At 66.7% G+C, this 17,341-nt stretch carries 20 protein-coding genes; 16 read left to right on the top strand and 4 right to left on the bottom strand.

The window, feature by feature from the left end:
• Positions 1-2: 2 nt before the first annotated feature.
• Entirely contained in the window at positions 3-1,310 is a 1,308-nt protein-coding gene (locus HAPAU_RS07050) for a DUF92 domain-containing protein (protein WP_066381046.1), read from the bottom strand.
• Between the two features lie 153 nt (positions 1,311-1,463).
• Here HAPAU_RS07050 and HAPAU_RS07045 point away from each other — a divergent pair, with 153 nt between their 5' ends.
• Entirely contained in the window at positions 1,464-2,072 is a 609-nt protein-coding gene (locus tag HAPAU_RS07045; protein WP_066381942.1) for an undecaprenyl diphosphate synthase family protein, read from the top strand.
• 11 nt (positions 2,073-2,083) lie between these two features.
• Here HAPAU_RS07045 and uppS read toward each other — a convergent pair whose 3' ends face one another.
• Positions 2,084-2,977: a polyprenyl diphosphate synthase gene (gene uppS, locus HAPAU_RS07040; RefSeq protein WP_066381044.1), complete on the bottom strand. Its 894-nt coding sequence runs from the start codon at positions 2,975-2,977 to the stop codon at positions 2,084-2,086.
• A 93-nt stretch (positions 2,978-3,070) separates the two neighbouring features.
• On the opposite strand from uppS, the gene HAPAU_RS07035 reads away from it, so the two are divergent.
• From HAPAU_RS07035 to HAPAU_RS07000, 8 genes are all read left to right on the top strand, one after another.
• On the top strand, positions 3,071-3,265 hold the full coding sequence (locus tag HAPAU_RS07035) for a cold-shock protein (protein ID WP_066381042.1): 195 nt from the start codon (positions 3,071-3,073) through the stop codon (positions 3,263-3,265).
• 113 nt (positions 3,266-3,378) lie between these two features.
• Positions 3,379-3,780, top strand: coding sequence for a DUF5778 family protein (locus tag HAPAU_RS07030; protein ID WP_066381040.1), 402 nt, complete (start codon positions 3,379-3,381; stop codon positions 3,778-3,780).
• A 48-nt stretch (positions 3,781-3,828) separates the two neighbouring features.
• On the top strand, positions 3,829-4,893 hold the full coding sequence (gene ahbB, locus HAPAU_RS07025) for a siroheme decarboxylase subunit beta (RefSeq protein WP_066381038.1): 1,065 nt from the start codon (positions 3,829-3,831) through the stop codon (positions 4,891-4,893).
• Between the two features lie 7 nt (positions 4,894-4,900).
• Positions 4,901-5,545 carry a precorrin-2 dehydrogenase/sirohydrochlorin ferrochelatase family protein gene (locus HAPAU_RS07020; RefSeq protein ID WP_066381037.1) on the top strand — a complete coding sequence of 215 codons (645 nt, stop codon included), beginning with the start codon at positions 4,901-4,903 and terminating at the stop codon, positions 5,543-5,545.
• Positions 5,542-6,861 carry a glutamyl-tRNA reductase gene (hemA, locus tag HAPAU_RS07015; RefSeq protein ID WP_066381036.1) on the top strand — a complete coding sequence of 440 codons (1,320 nt, stop codon included), beginning with the start codon at positions 5,542-5,544 and terminating at the stop codon, positions 6,859-6,861. Before HAPAU_RS07020 ends, hemA begins: the two co-directional genes overlap by 4 nt.
• Before the next feature lie 38 nt (positions 6,862-6,899).
• Entirely contained in the window at positions 6,900-7,175 is a 276-nt protein-coding gene (locus HAPAU_RS07010) for a 4a-hydroxytetrahydrobiopterin dehydratase (RefSeq protein ID WP_066381034.1), read from the top strand.
• On the top strand, positions 7,175-7,546 hold the full coding sequence (gene lwrS / locus HAPAU_RS07005; RefSeq protein WP_066381032.1) for an LWR-salt protein: 372 nt from the start codon (positions 7,175-7,177) through the stop codon (positions 7,544-7,546). The genes HAPAU_RS07010 and lwrS overlap by 1 nt, the downstream gene beginning before the upstream one ends.
• Positions 7,547-7,606: 60 nt before the next feature.
• Positions 7,607-8,263 (top strand): HAD family hydrolase, encoded by a 657-nt coding sequence (locus tag HAPAU_RS07000; protein WP_066381030.1) that lies wholly within the window; start codon positions 7,607-7,609, stop codon positions 8,261-8,263.
• On the opposite strand, the gene HAPAU_RS06995 is transcribed toward HAPAU_RS07000, so the two are convergent.
• Complete coding sequence (locus tag HAPAU_RS06995) at positions 8,243-10,117, bottom strand: molybdopterin biosynthesis protein (protein WP_066381029.1); 1,875 nt, start codon at positions 10,115-10,117, stop codon at positions 8,243-8,245. The genes HAPAU_RS07000 and HAPAU_RS06995 overlap by 21 nt on opposite strands.
• A gap of 76 nt (positions 10,118-10,193) precedes the next feature.
• A complete protein-coding gene (locus HAPAU_RS06990) occupies positions 10,194-11,408 on the bottom strand; it encodes a molybdopterin molybdotransferase MoeA (protein ID WP_066381024.1) in 1,215 nt (404 codons plus the stop codon).
• A 78-nt stretch (positions 11,409-11,486) separates the two neighbouring features.
• Between HAPAU_RS06990 and HAPAU_RS06985 the strand changes: the two genes are divergently transcribed.
• The 7 genes from HAPAU_RS06985 to speB are packed head-to-tail and all read left to right on the top strand — an operon-like array spanning position 11,487 to position 17,119.
• The gene (locus HAPAU_RS06985) at positions 11,487-12,257 is read left to right on the top strand and encodes a GIDE domain-containing protein (protein ID WP_066381019.1); all 771 of its coding nucleotides are present in this window, start codon (positions 11,487-11,489) and stop codon (positions 12,255-12,257) included.
• Positions 12,258-12,295: 38 nt separating this feature from the next.
• Positions 12,296-12,652 carry an Hsp20/alpha crystallin family protein gene (locus tag HAPAU_RS06980; protein ID WP_066381941.1) on the top strand — a complete coding sequence of 119 codons (357 nt, stop codon included), beginning with the start codon at positions 12,296-12,298 and terminating at the stop codon, positions 12,650-12,652.
• Between the two features lie 6 nt (positions 12,653-12,658).
• Positions 12,659-14,323, top strand: coding sequence for an ABC1 kinase family protein (locus HAPAU_RS06975; protein ID WP_066381018.1), 1,665 nt, complete (start codon positions 12,659-12,661; stop codon positions 14,321-14,323).
• Between the two features lie 31 nt (positions 14,324-14,354).
• Entirely contained in the window at positions 14,355-14,750 is a 396-nt protein-coding gene (locus tag HAPAU_RS06970) for a GNAT family N-acetyltransferase (protein ID WP_066381017.1), read from the top strand.
• Between the two features lie 37 nt (positions 14,751-14,787).
• Entirely contained in the window at positions 14,788-15,858 is a 1,071-nt protein-coding gene (locus HAPAU_RS06965; RefSeq protein ID WP_066381016.1) for an aminotransferase class I/II-fold pyridoxal phosphate-dependent enzyme, read from the top strand.
• 44 nt (positions 15,859-15,902) lie between these two features.
• Positions 15,903-16,280: a translation initiation factor IF-5A gene (locus tag HAPAU_RS06960; RefSeq protein WP_066381013.1), complete on the top strand. Its 378-nt coding sequence runs from the start codon at positions 15,903-15,905 to the stop codon at positions 16,278-16,280.
• On the top strand, positions 16,280-17,119 hold the full coding sequence (gene speB, locus HAPAU_RS06955) for an agmatinase (protein ID WP_066381011.1): 840 nt from the start codon (positions 16,280-16,282) through the stop codon (positions 17,117-17,119). The genes HAPAU_RS06960 and speB overlap by 1 nt, the downstream gene beginning before the upstream one ends.
• Positions 17,120-17,341: the final 222 nt, after the last annotated feature.

Raw genomic sequence — 17,341 nt, 5'->3', positions numbered from 1 at the left:
CCTTAGAACAGCCCGGCGAGCGCCGCGAGTGCGACGGCGACGAGCGCTCCAACAAGCGTCGCGAGGAAGTTCACGCCCTGATTGTCGAGCCAGCGGTTTTCGACGGTCGCACCCAACAGGCTGTCGGCGGTCATCCCCGCGACCCCGCCGGTGGCGATCAACGCCGCCCCAAGTGGGGAGATCACGTCGAACAGGACGAACGCCGGCCCGGCGACCGCGATCGCGCCGACGAACCCCGCGAGTTCGCCCTGCCACGTCACCGCACCGTCGGTGCCGGGCGGGACCCGCTCGCCCGTCGTGACGAGCCGAGGGCCGTCGTAGACACCGCCGATCTCGCTGGAGAGGGTGTCGGCCATCGCCGTCGCGATCGACCCCGCGAAGGCGAAGAAGAAGACGCCCGGCGGGACCGAAAGCGGATCGGGCGTCGCGGCGTACCCGAGCACTGCGACGAGCGCGACCGCGGAGTTGCCCAGCACGTTGCCACTGCCGCGTGCGCCGTCGTTGTCCTCGGCGACTCCTCGGGCGCGTTTCCGGTCGTAGCGGAACTTCGAGGAGAGCCCGCCGATCGCGAAAAACGCGATCAGGAGGACGAACCACGCGTAGCCCCCGAGGACGATGGTGACGAGCCCGAGCAACATCCCGGTGACCATTCCGGGGACGGAGGCGGTCCCGAGCGCGTACGAGACGTAGCCCAATAGTGCCGTCACCGCGATGGCGAGGGCGATCTCTGTCGGTGTGGTCTCGATGCCGAGGTCCGCGATCACCCACAGTACGAGCCCCACGCTGAGGAGTACCAGTGGATCGTCGCGCTGGTAGAGGACGCTCCGGAGCAGTGAACCGATAAGCGCACCACAGGCCGCGAGAAACGCCGCCGATGCGGGCGCGACGCCGAGCGAGAAGGGGGTGACGAGCAACTGGGCGGCGGTCCCGGCGAGGAAACCGCCGGCGACGAAGCCGACGGCGGACGCCAGATCGTCGGTACGGCGGGCTACAACCGTCTGCTGGAGGAGGTTACCGCCGGCGAGCAGGCAGACGGTTCCGGCGAACAGCTCCGGGGGGAAGCCGACGATCACGAGCAAGGCGAGGCCGGTCGCGGCCAGCGAGAAGCCCGCGAGCCCGTAGAGGGTGTGGTCCTCGTGGTCGCCGGGGCGCGCAAAGAGGTCGAAGACGGGGCCGCCGTCGATGACGAGGGCGGCAAGCAGGCCGACCGTGGCGAAGGGGACGAACGCGGCGGGGCCGAGAAACGGCGCAGCGAGCGAGAGGCTGCCCACGAACGCGAACGCGCCTGCACGCCGGACTCGGCCGGTCACACCGGTTCGGTTTCGGGGTTGAACACTTATACTATCGGATATGGTTCGAAACGCGGGGTCGGGCGTTCCGGCGAGGAGCGGAGACGGCGGATCCGACCTCGAATCCGGGTCGTGGGTCGTGAGACTTACGGGGCCACCGGCGAGAGCACGTGTGTGGGCCTGTACGACCGGTATCTCGCCGCCCGCGTTCGGCGTCACGACGGCACGCCGCCGAGCCACGTCGCCATCGTGATCACCGAGCGCGACCTCCTCGAACGCGGTGCCTACGAGACCCTCGAGGACGTCCTCGAATGGGCTTTCGAGTACGAGGCCGACCGCGTGACCGTCTACGTGAGCGTGCTCGACCCGGCGGCCGCACCCACGCTCGTGAGCGAACTCGAAGGGGTCGACGCCCCTCGGCCCGTCGACGTCCGCGGACCGGACGACACCCGGCGGGTGGATGCTCCGATCAGCGTCGGGATCGGGCTGGGCGGGAAACGCGAGTTCGCCCGCGCGGTGCGCGGACTCGCCCGTGAGGTCGAACGCGGCGAGCGCGACCCCGACGGCATCCGCGACGAGGACATCGAGTCCCAACTGGTCTTCCCGGACGAGCCCGATCTGCTGATCAAAACCGGGGCGGAACGGCTCTCGGATTTCATGATCTGGCAGTCGGTCTACGCCGAACTCTACTTCACCGACGTCAACTGGCGGGACTTCCGCAAACGGGACTACCTGCGGGCCGTCCTCGATTACAAGAAACGAAGCAGGCGATTCGGACGGTAGGTGGCCGGGAGCTACTGTTCGATCGGTGTCGTGGGTTCCCGTGTGGTCTCTCCTTCGCCGTCGAGCACGTCGCGGGCCTTCGGCAGGTCGACGTCCGAGAGCGCGCCCACAAGCGCCAGCGCACGCCGGATTCGCGTCCGCTGCCAGGAGGCCTCTCGGTACTGGTAGGTTCGGACGGCTCTGAGGAAGTCGACTTTCGAGAACTCGGGCCAGTAGGGTGCACAGAAGAATACGGCAGCCTCGTTGCCGTTTGCGTGCCACGGCAGGAAGTTCGAGGTCCGCTCGTCCCCGCCGGTGCGGATGATCAGGTCGACGTCCCGGAGCTCGTCGTCGTAGAGCTGACAGTCGATCGTTTTCGCGTCGATCTCCCCCGGTTGTAGTTCGCCCGCCTCGACCGCGCGGGCGACGTCGCGGGCAACACCCAGCAGTTCGGCTCGACCGCCGTATGCCAGCGCGATGTTGAGGACGAAGGTATCGTACTCCCGGGTGCGTTCCTCGGCGTACCGGGCGGCCTCGCGGACGCGTTCGGGGAGCAGGGAGAGGTCGCCGATCGCGCGGATCCGCACCCCGCCGTCGTGGACGCGTTCGGCGTCCGCGAACTCCCGGAGTTTCTCACAGAGCAAGTCATACAGCGCTTCTCGCTCCCCTCGGGGGCGTTCTAAGTTCTCCGTCGAGAACGCATACAGCGTGAGCTCCTCGATGCCGAGCTCCTCACACCAGTTGAGCACCCGTTCGGTGGTCCGCGCGCCCGCACGATGCCCGTCGGAGATTTCGGCGCCCTGTTTGCGGGCGTACCGTCGATTGCCGTCCTGAATGACGGCGACGTGGGTGGGTCCGTCGTCGATCTCGCGCAGGAGGAGGTTCTCGTACACGCGTGAACCAAGCGAGCGTGCGAGCGATGCCATCTACATCCGCCGACGCCACCCGGTGCAATGAGCCTTGTGCCCGGTCGATCCGTGCGCACATTTTTAAGGGTGGGTGTCGAAGAGGGAATTGCAATGGCGAAAGGTACGGTTGATTTCTTCAACGACACCGGTGGTTACGGCTTTATCGACAGCGAGGATTCCGAGGAGGACGTCTTCTTCCACATGGAGGACGTCGGCGGCCCCGACCTCGAAGAAGGGCAGGAAGTCGAATTCGACATCGAGCAGGCCGACAAGGGCCCGCGCGCAGTCAACCTGCAGCGACTGTAATCGGGTCGAACCGATCGTTCGGGGCATCCGCCCGTGAATCACGTTCTGTTATTTTCACCCACGAGAGCCGTGCGTATCGTGAACGGTATAGGGCCGGCGCGCCCACCGACCCTATGAGCGAGACACTCGACGACGACCTCTACGAGCGAACGAAACGGCTCCTCGAACCCGGCGAGATCGAGCTAGTAGGAGCGATCGTCCACACCGACCTGGGGAGCGACGAGGACATCGAGATGCACCAGGCGACGGTCGATATCGGCGAGATTATCGCCGAGGGGGCGGGCTACGACCCGACCGATACCTACGTCTATTCGGGGACGAACGATACGGACTTCTCGTCGAACCAACACCAGGGACTTGCTCTGGAGGACGACGGGTTCGTCTGGGAATGCCAACAGCTCCTGCGCGAGGGCACCTTCGACATCGTCTTCTACTACGAGGCGTCGGCCGACCACGAGGGGATCCTCGAGTCGATCCGCGAGGCGGGCTTTCGGGTCACCGGCGTCGAGGAGTAGCGAGACGCGAGCGCGACGCTTATCACACCGGAACCCCGAGCGTCGCGTATGACTCGGGCCAAGGTCGAGGAGCTCGATCGCGTCGACCGCGCCCTGATAAACGCCTTTCAGGGCGGGTTTCCGGTCTGTGAACGCCCCTTCGAGCGGGCGGCGGCGGCGCTGTCGGATCGGGGCGTCGGGATCGGCGGCGAGGGACTTCTCGAACGCGTCCAACGACTGGACGAGGCGGGTGTCCTCACCAGGTTCGGCGCGCTCGTCGACGCCCAAGAGATCGGCGGGACGGCGACGCTTGTAGCGATGCACGCCCCCGAGGAGCGCTTCGAGGAGGTCGCCGAAGCCGTCAACACCCATCGGGAGGTCGCACACAACTACGAGCGCGAGCACCCCCATCTCAACATGTGGTTCGTCGTCTCGGTGGCCGACGAATCGCGTGTCGAGGAGGTCCTCTCGGAGATCGAGGAGGAAACGGGACAGGAGACCTACAACCTACCCAAGCAACGGGAGTTCCGCGTCGAGGCGAAGTTCATGCTCGACGGGCCGATCCCGGAGGGCGATATCGATCTCTCGAATCTCGGCCCCGACGTGGAGCCGACGGACCGCGGGACGCTTTCGCCAGCCGAGCGCGACCTCGTACTCGCTATTCAGGACGGCTTTCCGATCGTCGCCGACCCCTACGAGGCGATCGCCGCGGAGCTCAGTATGGATCCCGACTGGGTCCGTGAGACGATCAAGCGGTTCGACCAGGAGGGGAAGATCAGGCGCGTGGGGGTAATCCCGAACCACTACGCGCTCGGCTACACGGAAAACGGGATGACCGTCTGGGACGTCCCCGACGACCTCGTGGGCGAGGTCGGCCCCGCAATCGCTTCCTTATCCTTCGTCACGCACTGTTACGAGCGCCCGCGTCACGAGGGCGTCTGGCCGTACAACTTCTTCGCGATGACCCACGGACGCAGCGAGGCCGAAAGCGAGGACCGCATCGAGCGGGTCCGCGACCGAATGAGCGAGTTCTGGGACGTGGGCGAGGACGATTGGGACACGCTATTCTCGACGCGCATCCTGAAGAAGACGGGCATCAGATTGGAGGAACGCGCCGAGGCCAACACCGAATGAGGGCACTATGATTCCGCTGCTTCACGACTTCACCGGCCGGACCGTACTGGTCTTCGGTGGCGGGCGCGTCGGTGCCCGAAAGGCCCGGCGGTTCTCGCGGGAGGCCCGGACCATCGTCGTGAGTCCCGACTTCACGGGGGAGTTCGACGGGAGCGAACTCGTTCGCGCGGCACCGGCCCCCGAGGATGTTCCGGGCTGGTTCGAGCGCGCGCGGCCGGGGCTGGTCGTCGCGGCGACCGACGACCGGAAACTGAACGCCGCGATCGAGCGTGAGGCGCGCGAGCGGGGGGTGTTGGTCAACCGCGCCGACACACACGGCTCCCGGGAGCCCGGCAGCGTCGTCGTCCCCGCGACAGTTCGGGACGGCCCGGTAGTAGTCTCGGTCTCGACTGGCGGGCGGAGTCCGGCGCTGAGTCGGGAACTCAGGAAACGAATCGAACCCGAACTCGCGGGTGCGGGCCGGATGGCCGAATTGACTGCCGAGTTGCGCGAGGAACTCGCGGAGCGACCGGCCGCGGACCGACGGAAGGCACTCAGGGCGGTGGTCTCCTCGTCGGCGGTTTGGAAGGATTTACGTAGGGGCGACACGAAGCGCCCGCAAGTGGTTGCAGACGTGATCGACAGTGTCGATATGGGGGGTGAATCGCCGTGAGTGCCGGTGTCATCACGGGCGTCCGGATCAGCCATAGGACCGCCTCCGTCGACGAGATCGACGCCGCCTGTACACTCGACCAGAAGGGACTCGTCGAGGACCTCCTGAGTCGCGAGGGGGTGTGTGAGGCCTTCGCCCTCCAGACGTGCAATCGCGCCGAAGCGTACGTCGTCACGACCGATCCGGCGACCGGACGGGCCGCGCTCGACCCGTGGGTCGAGGAACTCCCGACCGACTCCGAGATCTGGTCCGATCACGAGAACAGTTTGGAGCATCTCCTGCGGGTAGCCGCCGGCCTCGAATCGCTCGTGGTGGGCGAGGACCAGATCATCGGCCAGGTCAAGGAGGCCTACGCCGACGCCCGCGGGATCGGTGCGCTCGGCGAGATACTCGACGACGCCCTGTTGAAGGCGATCCACGTCGGCGAGCGGGCTCGAACGGAGACGGCGATCAACGAGGGCGTCGTTTCCCTCGGCAGCGCCGCCGTCTCGCTGATCGCGAGCGAGCGCGGGGTCGACGGTGCGAACGCGCTCGTGATCGGGGCCGGCGAAATGGGGACCCTCGCCGCACAGGCGCTCTCGCGCCACGACCTCTCGAAACTCGTCGTCGCCAACCGGACGCGCTCGCGGGCGACACGCGTCGCGGAGGACCTCCCGGTCGATGCCGAGGCCCGCTCGCTCGAGGCGCTCGCCGAGGTGGTCGCCGACTCGGACGTGGTGATCGCCGCGACCGGCAGCGACGAACCGGTGGTCGATGCCGGGGCGTTCGATCCGGGGACCTGTGTCGTCGATCTGGCGAAGCCGCGCGATATCGACCCCGCAACGGACGCACTCGAATCGGTCACGGTCCACGACTTAGACGACCTCCGGACGGTCACCGAGCGGACCGAGACTAAGCGCGCCGTGGCGGCCTCGCGGGTCGAGGCGATGATCGACCGAGAGCTCGAGCACCTGCTGACGCAGTTCAAGCGAAAGCAGGCGGACGACGCGATCGGCGGGATGTACGAGGGCGCCGAACGGACGAAGCGTGCGGAGTTATCGACGGCGCTGGCGAAACTCGACGCACAAGGGGGGGTGACCGACGAGCAGCGAGAGACCATCGAGGCGATGGCCGACGCCCTCGTCGGCCAGTTGCTCGCCGAACCCACACGGAGCCTCCGTGAGGCCGCCGCCGAGGACGACTGGGAGACGATCAACACCGCGATGCAGTTGTTCGACCCCACCGACGGCGGCCCGTCGGGACCGCCGAACGGGATCGACCCCGAGGAGGGAAGCGAGATGCCCCCCGGAATCGCCGCCCGACTCGACGACGATTGAGGCCCGACTTTTATCCGCTCGCGCGTTCTCGATCCGGTATGGCAGAACTACTCGACGACGAGGAGATCCAGTCACGGCTCGCCGAAGACTGGGAGCGCGACGGCGAGGAAATCGCCCGCACCTTCGAGTTCGACGACTACCTCGACGGGATCGAGTTCGCCCGCGAGGTCGGCGAACTCGCGGAAGAGGAGTTCCACCACCCGGAGATGATCGTCGGCTACCAGCAGGTCGAGGTCCGCTTTACGAGCCACGAGGAAGGTGGGATCACCGAACAGGACATCGAGATGGCGAAGCGGGTCAACGACGGGGCCTGATGGCACGCTACGTCTTCTCGGTGCGGTTTCGCCTCGATCCCGGATCGGGAGTACGGGTCGATCCGGCGACCTTCGAGACGACGCTCTCGAAGGAGGCCGCCCCGCCCGGCGAGGACGAGTGGCTCTTCTTCCGTGACAACCTCTGGCGTGGCGAACTGAACGCGCCGGGGCACATGCGCTCGCTCGCGGAGGAGACCCTCGGCGTCCCGGTCGAGGGCGTCGAGTACCGCCGGTTCGAAACCACGGAGGCGGAGTACGCCGCACTCAAGGCGGCGATCGCGTCGGATCTGGACCTCTTCAACGCCGAGGACGGAAGCGAGGTGCTGAACAAGTACTTCGGGAGTTCGATCGAGGTCGAACCCGAGGAGTGAGCGCCACGCAGTCACAGGCGATACGCTGATATGGTCGTGAGGGCGTAGGTACTCCCCTCGATGATCGGTAGCGCGCCCGACTCCGACTACGACTTCTGGTTGCTCGATCTGGACGGCACGCTCGTCGATGTCGAGTGGTCCTACGTCCGCGAGACGTTCGACCGCGTGGGCGAGCGCCTCGGGCGGGAGTTCTCGGATACGGACGCCCGGGGACTCTGGTACGGTCTGGGTGCCGACCGGGAGTCACAGATCGCCGCGCTGGGCCTCGACAGCGAGCCGTTCTGGGCCGCCTTCGACGCGGTTGAGGAGCCCGCAGAGCGCGTCGAGGCGACGGCACTCTACGAGGACGCGGCGTTCGTCGCGGACCTCGACGCGCCCGTCGGGCTGGTCACCCACTGCCAGCCATTTCTCACCGAGCCCGTCCTTGAACGCCTCGACATCGCCGACTGGTTCGATACGGTGGTCTGTTGTTCGGACGAGTTGGGCTGGAAACCCGATCCCACGCCCGTCGAGCGGGCCATGGGGGACCTCGGCGCCTCCGGCCGGGGCGTGCTCGCGGGCGACGGCGCGAACGACGTGGGCGCAGCGTGGAACGCCGGGCTCGACGCGATCCACGTCGAACGCCACGGTGCGGAGAGTCGCGGCGTCTGCGTGCTGGGCAACCACCGCGTGCGGAACTTCTCGGAACTCGAACTCTCAGCGCCCGACACCCGGTAGCTCTACCGGGGCGTTCTCGAGTGCTTCCCGGAGCGCCTCGACGCCCGGTTTTTCGAGTCTATCGGCGTTCGCGAGCACGCGTACCCGTTGCTCGTCCAACGAAACGAATCCCAGATCGAGTTTTTCGGCTGTCGCGCGCAGTCCGAGCCCCGCGTCCGCGCTTCCGTCGGCGACCTTGCGTGCGGGACTCTCTAGTGCGCGGGCGGCGAGTTCGAACCCGTCGATCAGTTCGATCAGCTCGGTTCGGGACTCCCCGCGCGAATCGGCGAGCGCGTCGAGCGCCTCCGAAAGGGCCGTTCTGAGCCCCGAGTCGGTCGGCCGGTTGACGAATCGCAGATCGCGATCGACGAGGTCCGTGAGCCCCTCGATCCCCTCGGGGTTGCCCGCCGGGACGACGAGCCCCCACTCACGGGTCCAGTCGCCGAGTTCGGTCGCCTCGGTGTCACCACCCTCCCCGGTGACGACGGCGAAGTCGGGCACGCCCTGAGCGAGTCGTCGTCGGCCCTGACGCGCGCCGATAGCGAGGTATCGCGGCCGATCGAGGTCGTCGAGGAGGATCGAAAGGAGGGGGTCGTCCTCGCCGACCCCGAATATCGTGGGTGGACGCACGTCCGGCGAGAAGAGCGTCACCGTGACGGATTCGCCCGCGCCGAGGTAGGCCGTGTCGGGGTCGACCTCGACGATCCCGTCTGCCTCGACGAGGCTGGTGGTCGCGCCCGAGCCCTTATCGACGGGATACGCGAGGGGGCGCCCACCGTTCCCGACGAGGCCGACCGGCATCAGCCGGGTTCGGCCCTCCCCGTAGCGCTCCTCGATGGCCATCTCGGCCCCCACGGTCGCCGTGGGCGGTTCGGGGACGCCCGCGGCACGGCGGATCGCGCCCGCGACGAAATGCCGGAAGATCATGAGCGCCGAGACGGGGTAGCCCGGCAGCCCGACGTATGCGGAGTCGGGGAACTCGCCGACCAACATGGGTTTGCCGGGCTTGATCGCCACGCCGTGCAGCAGGAGTTCGCCCCGTTCTTCGATCACACGGTAGATCACGTCAACGGCGCTGGCCGACGTCGAGCCCGACGAGAGCACAAGGTCACACTCCGCGGCGGCCTCCGTGAGGATCCGCTCCATCTCGTCGTAATCGTCGCCCGCGTGGGGATACAGGACGGCTTCGCCGCCCGCCTCCTCGACCGCGGTCGCGATCGTATAGCTGTTGACGTCGTAGATCTGCCCGCGTTCGCTGTGGAGTTCCTCGCCGGGCCGGACGAGCTCGTCGCCCGTCGAGACGATCCCGACGCGCGGTTTCGCACGTACGGGTACCTCATCGACGCCCAGCGCCGACAGCAGGCCGATTTCCCTCGATGTCAGTCGGATGCCGGGCCCGAGTGCGCGCTCGCCGGCGGCGACGTCGGCCCCGGCGAGCATGACGTGATCGCCCGGCGCGAGCGACGTGCGGATCTCGACCGCCTCGCCACCGTCCCGTTCGTCGGTCCGTTCGACCATCACCACGGCGTCCGCACCCTCGGGCATCACCGCACCGGTCGAGATCTCGGCCGCCGTGCCCTCCTCGATGCGGACGTCCGGTTCCTCGCCGGCATGGACCGCCCCGGCGAGTTCGAGGAATGCGGGGTCGGCCTCGCCGGCGCCGAAGGTGTCCCGGGCGCGCACGGCGTAGCCGTCCATGCTCGCGCGGTCGAACCCCGGCACGTCGAGGGTGGCGTCGACCCGCTCGGCGAGCACGCGTCGGCGCGCCTCGCGCAACGGGACTTCCTCGGTGTCACCACCGAGACCGAGCGATTCGATCGCCTCGTGGGCTTCCTCCGGCGGAACGAGATCGCGAAACTCCTTTCGACTGCTCATGCGAGTACCTCCGGTGCGAGCGTGAGTACGTCGGTCGCAGCCTCGCGAACGTCGTGAGCGAGTCGTCCGACGGAACTCATGGCGACCACTCCCAGTTCTCGACGGCGACAGTTTCGCCCTCGGCGATCCCCTCGCGGTCCTCGGGGACGACCACCCAGCCGTCCGCGAGCGCCACGCTCGAAAGCACTCCGGAGCCGCTGACGCGGGTAGGGCGGGCGGTCGTCTCGTCCCCTCGATCGAGTTTCACCCGCGCGAACGTCCGGATCCCGGGTTCGCTTCGGATCTTACGTTCGAGGGTCGCCTCGGTGGTCGGGTGGTCCTCGCAGGGCATCCCGCCGGCGCGTTTCAGCGCGGGCCGGAGGAACTGCACCGCGTTGACGATACAGGCGACGGGGTAGCCCGGCAGCATCAAGACGGGAGTGTCCTCGACGACACCCAACGCGACCGGGTGGCCCGGCTTCAGCGCGACGCCGTGGACGAGCACCTCGCCGATGTCGTCGACGACCTCGGGGATGAGGTCGCGTTCCCCGACCGAGGACCCACCCGTCGTGACGATCAGGTCCTTGGTCAGGTCACGCTGGATCGCCGCCCGTAAGGCCTCGTGGTCGTCGGTGACGATATCCCGGTAGGTGGGGCGAGCCCCCCAGCGATCCGCGAGCCGCGAGACCGTCAGGCCGTTGGTCTCGATCACTTCCCCGGGGGCGGGATCGGATTGGACGAGTTCCTCGCCGGTCGGGATCACCGAGACTGTCAGCCGCTCGTGGACTTCGAGTTCGGTCAGTCCCACCGACTTCAGCAGGCCGAGATCGGAGGGCCGGACCCGGTGGCCCGGCTCGTAGAGCGTCTGACCCGCCGCGACGTCTTCCCCTACCGGCCCGACGTTCTCGCCCTCGGCGACGGCGTCGCCCACCTCCAACTCCCCGCCCCGCTCGCCGACTTGCTCGATCATCACGACCGCGTCGGCACCTTCGGGCAGTTCGCTTCCCGTGTGGACCCGAACTGCCGTCTCGGGTCCGATGTCCTCGCCAGTCCGCAGGAGGTTCGGCGAGCGATCGCTCGCCCCGAAGGTGTCCTCGGCGCGCACCGCGTAGCCGTCCATCGCCGCCCGGTCGTAGCCCGGCACCGGGTTCGGAGCGTCCACGCGGTTCGCGAGCGTCCGGCCGTCCGCGCGCGCAAGCGAGACCCGTTCGGTCCGGTCGTGCGGCGTGACCCGATCGAGCAGGCGCTCGCGGGCCGCGTCGATCCGTGTGCGCTCTTTGAATCCCGAGCGCTGGAGGTCGTCGTGGCTCATACGGGTGGGTTACAGGCCCGGGAATAAAAGCCCCCGTCGCCGGTACGTTTATTTCACGAGTATAGATGCTAGTTCGTAGTGATTTCCTCGCCGTTCGTCCTCCTCGTGATCGGGCTGGGCGGGCTCGTCGCTCTGGGATCGGCCCTCGTCGCCGGCCGCGAGTTCCACACCGCCTACCGGGTGTTTTCGACGCCTACCGGGCGGGTGAGCAACCTGCTCACCGATGCGGAGGGAGTGATCGAACTCCACGGGACGGGACGACCCGCCGACCGGACCCTCTCGGGACTCGTTACCGGCGAGGCGTGTCTCGTCTGTGAAACCGTCGTCGAGGAGTACGAGTCCGGTCAGTACGGGGGTTTGTGGAACGAGATCGATTCAGCCGTCCAGTCGGTCCCGTTCCTGCTCGCTGACGACTCGGGGAGCGTGCTCGTCGGCCCCCGGATGGCCGACGTGCGCCTCGTCGCGGATACGGAACGGATCGAGGTCGACGGCGGGAGCACTCCACCTGAGCGGGTACAGGCGTACATCGAGGACAACGCCGGCGTCTCGTGTGAGAACTCCCGGCTCGACCTGGGACCGTTCTCGCTTCCGATGGGGTCGGATCGCCGCTACATCGAACGACGACTTCGACCGGGCGGCGAGGCGTACGTCCTCGGAGAAGCGCGATCCGGACCGGGACGGGCGGGCAGCGTCAACGCCGTGGTCGGGTACGGGACCGACGCCCCGGTGTTCCTGATCGCGGATCGCTCCCCGTGGGCGACGGGGCTTCGCACGCTAGCTCGCGGCGGGCTGTATCTCGTTCCGGGGCTGCTCGCTGGGGGCGTCTGTCTGCTCGTCCTCGTCGCATGACCGCGGGCTTTTTCGCCCCCGCAACCCTAGTCGGGGATATGTCAGCCCTGCGCGAGGCACTGCGAGAGTTGCCCGAGGCGGTCTTCGCGGATCTGCTCGACCGCGACGAGGAGTATCTAGTGGTGATCGACCTCCCGGGTGCGACGGGCGAGACCACCGACATCACCGCCGAGGACAGCCGCGTGCGGATCGAAGCGCGCCGCGAGAAGGACGCTCCACAGGGCTTCGAGTACCTCCGAGAGGATCGCCCGCTGTTTTTGGACCTCGAACTCCCGCTGCCCCCGGACGCGATCGGCGAGGAGTCCCACGCGACGCTCGAACAGGGCGTCCTCGAACTCTACGTTCCCCGTCGCGAGCCGGCCGGAGAGACGACCATCCCGATCGAGGACGCCTAGGCGGGGATGGTACGGCTCCGTGCGTACCGGCGATTCTTCGTCGTCGCCTGGCAGTTTCTGCCGTTGCTGTGGGCGTACACGCGTGATCGTCACCGGTTCGTGTTCTTCGGTCCCGGACGGCAGGTCGACGTCGAGACCCAGCGAGAGCGCGCAAACCGGCTGCTGGAGTCGCTTCTCACTCTCGGGCCGACGTTCATCAAGCTCGGCCAACTGCTCTCGACGCGCCCGGACGTCCTCCCGCCCGCCTACATCGACGAACTCTCGAAACTACAGGACGAGGTCCCGCCCGCCGAGTGGGAGGACGCGAGGGTCGTCCTCGAGGAGGATCTGGGCCCCGTCGAGGAACGCTTCGAGGAGTTCAACCGCGACGCGATCAGCGGTGCGAGTCTCGGACAGGTCTACCGGGCCTATATCGACGATCGGCTCGTGGCGGTGAAGGTCCGGCGACCCGACATCGAGTCGCTGATCGAGGCCGACCTGCGGGTGATCAAGTTCTCCCTTCCCCTCCTGCTTCGGTTCGTCCAGGACGCTCAGGCGTTCTCGCTCGAGAACCTCTCCGACGAGTTCGCGAAGACGATCCGCGAGGAGATGGACTATTCGAGGGAGGCCGACATGCTCCGGGAGATCCGCGGGAACTTCGCGGATAACGACCGGGTTCGGATCCCCGAGATCGTCGAGAGTCACTCGACGGGCCGCGTGCTCACGATGGAGTACATCGGCGGGACGAAGATCAGCAACGTCCGCGAACTCGACGAAAAGGGGATCGACCGCCACGAACTCGCAGAGACTCTGCAACGGACGTACCTCCAGATGATCGTCGACGACGGGGTCTTCCACGCCGACCCCCACCCGGGCAATCTCGCGGTCCGGGAGGACGGGGCGATCGTCTTCTACGACTTCGGGATGAGCGGGCGAGTCGATTCGTTCATTCAGCACAAGATCGTCGAGTTCTACATCGCGGTCGCGAACCAGGACATCGACGCCATTCTGGACACCCTGATCGAGATGGGGACCCTCTCTCCGGAGGCCGACCGGCAGGTGATGGGCGACGTGATGGAACTGGCGATCGCTGACGTCCGCGGCGAGGAGATCGAGCAGTACCGCGTCAACCAGATCATCAGCCAGATCGAGAACACCATCTACGAGTTCCCCCTCCGCCTGCCCTCGAACCTCGCGTTGGTCCTTCGCGTCGCGACGGTCGTCGAGGGCGTGTGTGTCACGCTCGATCCCGATTTCGACTTCATCGAGACGGCGACGGAGTACCTCACGGAGGAGGGCTATCGCGAGGAGACGGCAAAACAGGTCGCAGAGGAGACCGGCCGGGAGCTGTGGGACTCGACGCGGGCGTCGATCCGCCTGCCCCAGACCGCGGACCGCACGCTGACGAAACTCGAACGCGGGAACGTCGCGGTCAACGTCGACATCGAGGACCCCAACAACGTCTTCGACCGGTTCGCAAAGCGGCTGATCTATGGACTACTGCTCTCGGTGACGCTGATTTCGACCTCCATCATCTACGCGTTCCGGGCGTGGCAGCCCGCGCTCGTCCCTGCACTGATCTCCGTGTTCATCATATATGTACTGTACCGGTCGTTCAAAAAGCGCCGCAAGGGGATCCGCGCCCGGCCGCAGTTCACCCGCCAGAGCATGCGCCAACGCCGTGAGGAGTAATCGTCATGTCCCACCCATCCTTCGTTCAGCCGTGAGCTACGAGATCGAAACCGAACCGCCCACGCCCGCGGAGTTCGTCTCGCTTCGCCGGGCCGCGGGGCTGAATCCCCACACCGAGGCGGCGGCCGAGCGCGGACTGGGTGACGAGCTGTTCGCGGTGACGATCCGCGACGGGAGCGAGGCGGTCGCGATGGGACGGATCGTCGGCGACGGAGCGACCGTCTACCAGATCGTCGATATCGCGGTCCACCCCGACCAACAGGGCGAAGGTCTCGGCCGGCGACTGATGGAAGAACTGCTCGCGTATCTCGACGAGCACGCCCCCGAGACGGCCTACGTCAACCTGATCGCGAACGTTCCGGAGTTCTACGAGCGATTCGGGTTCGAGGTATGCGCCCCCGAACTTGTCGGAATGGATCGACGATAATCGGCAGGGTTGATAACCACTCCGGCGTAGCCGTTGTATGGAGATCGCTTCCTTCGGGCTCGAACGCTGGTTCGACGAGTACGAACACGACGCCGATATCATGCTCGCCGAGAGCGGGATCCGCAGTCTGGATGCGGATCGGTTCGACACCGATCCCGGCGAACTGGGCTACGTCATCCCCACGGACGGCGATCCCGACTTTCGCGCCGAAGTCGGCGAGCGCTACGACCGCTCGACCGAGGAGGTCTGCTTTACCTGCGGCACGCAGGAGGCGAACTACCTCGTCTTTCGGTCGCTGCTCGACCCCGATGATCACGCAGTGGTCGTCACGCCGACCTATCAGGCGCTTTCTGCGGTCCCCGAGTCGATCTGCGACGTTTCGAAAGTGAGCCTCTCGGTGCCCGACTGGGAGCTCGACCTCGATGCCGTAGAGGACGCGATCGAACCCGAAACCCGCCTGCTCGTGCTCAACAACCCGAACAACCCCACAGGGAAATACCACTCAGAGGAAACGGTACGGGCGCTGTACGAGTTGGCCGAGGAAAACGACGCCTATCTGCTGTGTGACGAGGTCTACCGACTGCTCGCGGAGGACCCCCTTCCTCCCGTCGCGTCGCTCGGCGAGTACGGGATCAGCACGACGAGCCTGACGAAGGCCTACGGGCTGGCCGGACTGCGTTTCGGCTGGATCGCCGGGCCCGAGGAGGTAATCGAGGGTGCGGTCCGCTGGAAGGACTATACCACGATCTCGCCCTCCGTTTTCGGCCAGCACGTCGCCAGACAGGCGCTCGGCGAGCAGGAAGACGAGATCCTCGCGGCAAACCGCGAGTTGGCCCGCGAGCATCACGACCGGGTCGCGGAGTGGATCACGGAACACGGCCTGTCGTGGCATGATCCAGTGGGAGTCAACGGGTTCGTGACCATCCCCGAGGCGTTCGGCTCCGGGAAGGGGTTCTGCCGGGCGGTCGTCGAGGCCGAAAGCGTCGTGCTCGCGCCGGGGGAGTTCTTCGGGTTCGAAGGCTATTTCCGGATCGGATTCGGCCTCGAAACCGAGGCCTTGAAGGAGGGTCTCGACCGGGTCGGGCGTGTGATCGAGCTCCACGAGTAGCGTGTTCCAAACCACTTATACAGCTACCGTGGATACCGAAGCCTATGGTAACGCAGCAAAAGCAGGTCCGCGATCTGCAGGAGGGCGGCTACGTCATGATGGACGAGGCGGCGTGTAAGATCACCCACTACAGCACTGCGAAACCGGGCAAACACGGCAGCGCAAAGGCCCGCGTCGAGGGCAAGGGCGTCTTCGACGGCAAGAAGCGCAGCTTCTCCCAGCCCGTCGACGCGAAGATCAGAGTCCCGATAATCGAGCGAAAGCAGGGCCAGGTCATCAGCGTCGAGAGCGACACCGTCGCGCAGGTGATGGACCTCGATACCTACGAAACCATCACGATCAGCACACCCAACGACGCGGACCTCTCGCCCGAGGACAGCATCGAGTACCTCGAAATGGAAGGCCAGCGAAAGATCGTCTGATGTTCCCCGGCGCGTCGGCACCGCGTTCGGAGGCGAACTACGTGGTCGTCGGCGCGCCGCTCGACGTCTCGACGAGCTTTCAGCCCGGCACTCGCTTCGGGCCCGACCGGATCAGGAAGTTCGCCGAAACGTTCGACGACTACGACGGACGAACCGATCGCCGATTCTCGGACCTCTCTGTTCACGACTACGGCGACGTTCACGCGTGGAACGACGTCCCCGAGTACGTCAAGCACCTCTCGGGCGTGCTTCGCGACGTCGTCTGGGACGACGCCGTCCCCCTCCTTCTGGGTGGCGAACACACCGTCAGCGCCGCCGGCGTCCGGGCGACCGACCCCGACCTGTTCGTCACGATCGACGCCCACCTCGACCTGCGCGAGGAGTACGACGGCGACGAGTGGTCCCACGCCTGCGTGACCCAGCGCGTCCTCGAAACCGCCGCGGAGGCGATCGTCGTCGGTGCGCGAACCGGTAGCGAAGCGGAGTGGGCGCGTGCCGCAGAAGGCGACGTCACCGTCGTCCCGCCCGAGGATACAGGTGCATGGCTCCGGGCGGTCGCCGAGGGGGAGCGCGATCCGTTTGCGGGGAACACGACGTATCTGAGCGTCGATATCGACGGTGCGGATCCCGGTTTCGCCCCCGGAACGGGAACCATGGAGCCGTTCGGGCTGACCCCCCGCGAGATGCGCGATGTCGTCCGGGCGGTCGCGCCCTCCTGTGTGGGGTTCGACGTGGTCGAGGTCAACGACCGCGACGACGGACAGGCCGCGGCGCTCGGCGGAAAACTGCTCAGGGAGTTCGTTTATGAGCGTGCGGCTACCCGAACTGGGAGTCGATAAAAGAACGCCGTCGATCGTCCGAGATCACTTCGAGGAGCCGTTTCGTCGGACGAGCCGCCGTGCTTTGCTCTTTATGCGTCGTCTGACGCTGCGCGGCAGTCGTCGCCATGTCCGCATGGCTTTCCGAAGCTTGCCCATCTGTCATCACCTCGTTGGATCGAGTACGTTCACGAACCGCACTGTGAGCTCACGGACACACGTTCTTAACGATAGCGATGGAAT

This window comes from Halalkalicoccus paucihalophilus, from assembly GCF_001593955.1.
Classification (GTDB): Archaea; Halobacteriota; Halobacteria; order Halobacteriales; family Halalkalicoccaceae; genus Halalkalicoccus; species Halalkalicoccus paucihalophilus.
This window is presented reverse-complemented; position numbering and strand designations above follow the sequence as displayed.

Bases quoted from the DNA above. Each gene is read 5' to 3' on its own strand.
- HAPAU_RS06995 (WP_066381029.1), bottom strand. From the start codon at position 10,117: ATGAGCAGTCGAAAGGAGTTTCGCGATCTCGTTCCGCCGGAGGAAGCC.
- HAPAU_RS06980 (WP_066381941.1), top strand. From the start codon at position 12,296: ATGTCAGCCCTGCGCGAGGCACTGCGAGAGTTGCCCGAGGCGGTCTTC.
- HAPAU_RS07035 (WP_066381042.1), top strand. From the start codon at position 3,071: ATGGCGAAAGGTACGGTTGATTTCTTCAACGACACCGGTGGTTACGGC.
- HAPAU_RS06960 (WP_066381013.1), top strand. From the start codon at position 15,903: ATGGTAACGCAGCAAAAGCAGGTCCGCGATCTGCAGGAGGGCGGCTAC.
- ahbB (WP_066381038.1), top strand. From the start codon at position 3,829: ATGACTCGGGCCAAGGTCGAGGAGCTCGATCGCGTCGACCGCGCCCTG.
- HAPAU_RS07030 (WP_066381040.1), top strand. From the start codon at position 3,379: ATGAGCGAGACACTCGACGACGACCTCTACGAGCGAACGAAACGGCTC.
- uppS (WP_066381044.1), bottom strand. From the start codon at position 2,977: ATGGCATCGCTCGCACGCTCGCTTGGTTCACGCGTGTACGAGAACCTC.
- HAPAU_RS06990 (WP_066381024.1), bottom strand. From the start codon at position 11,408: ATGAGCCACGACGACCTCCAGCGCTCGGGATTCAAAGAGCGCACACGG.
- HAPAU_RS07000 (WP_066381030.1), top strand. From the start codon at position 7,607: ATGATCGGTAGCGCGCCCGACTCCGACTACGACTTCTGGTTGCTCGAT.
- speB (WP_066381011.1), top strand. From the start codon at position 16,280: ATGTTCCCCGGCGCGTCGGCACCGCGTTCGGAGGCGAACTACGTGGTC.
- HAPAU_RS06975 (WP_066381018.1), top strand. From the start codon at position 12,659: ATGGTACGGCTCCGTGCGTACCGGCGATTCTTCGTCGTCGCCTGGCAG.
- lwrS (WP_066381032.1), top strand. From the start codon at position 7,175: ATGGCACGCTACGTCTTCTCGGTGCGGTTTCGCCTCGATCCCGGATCG.
- HAPAU_RS07010 (WP_066381034.1), top strand. From the start codon at position 6,900: ATGGCAGAACTACTCGACGACGAGGAGATCCAGTCACGGCTCGCCGAA.
- HAPAU_RS06965 (WP_066381016.1), top strand. From the start codon at position 14,788: ATGGAGATCGCTTCCTTCGGGCTCGAACGCTGGTTCGACGAGTACGAA.
- HAPAU_RS07020 (WP_066381037.1), top strand. From the start codon at position 4,901: ATGATTCCGCTGCTTCACGACTTCACCGGCCGGACCGTACTGGTCTTC.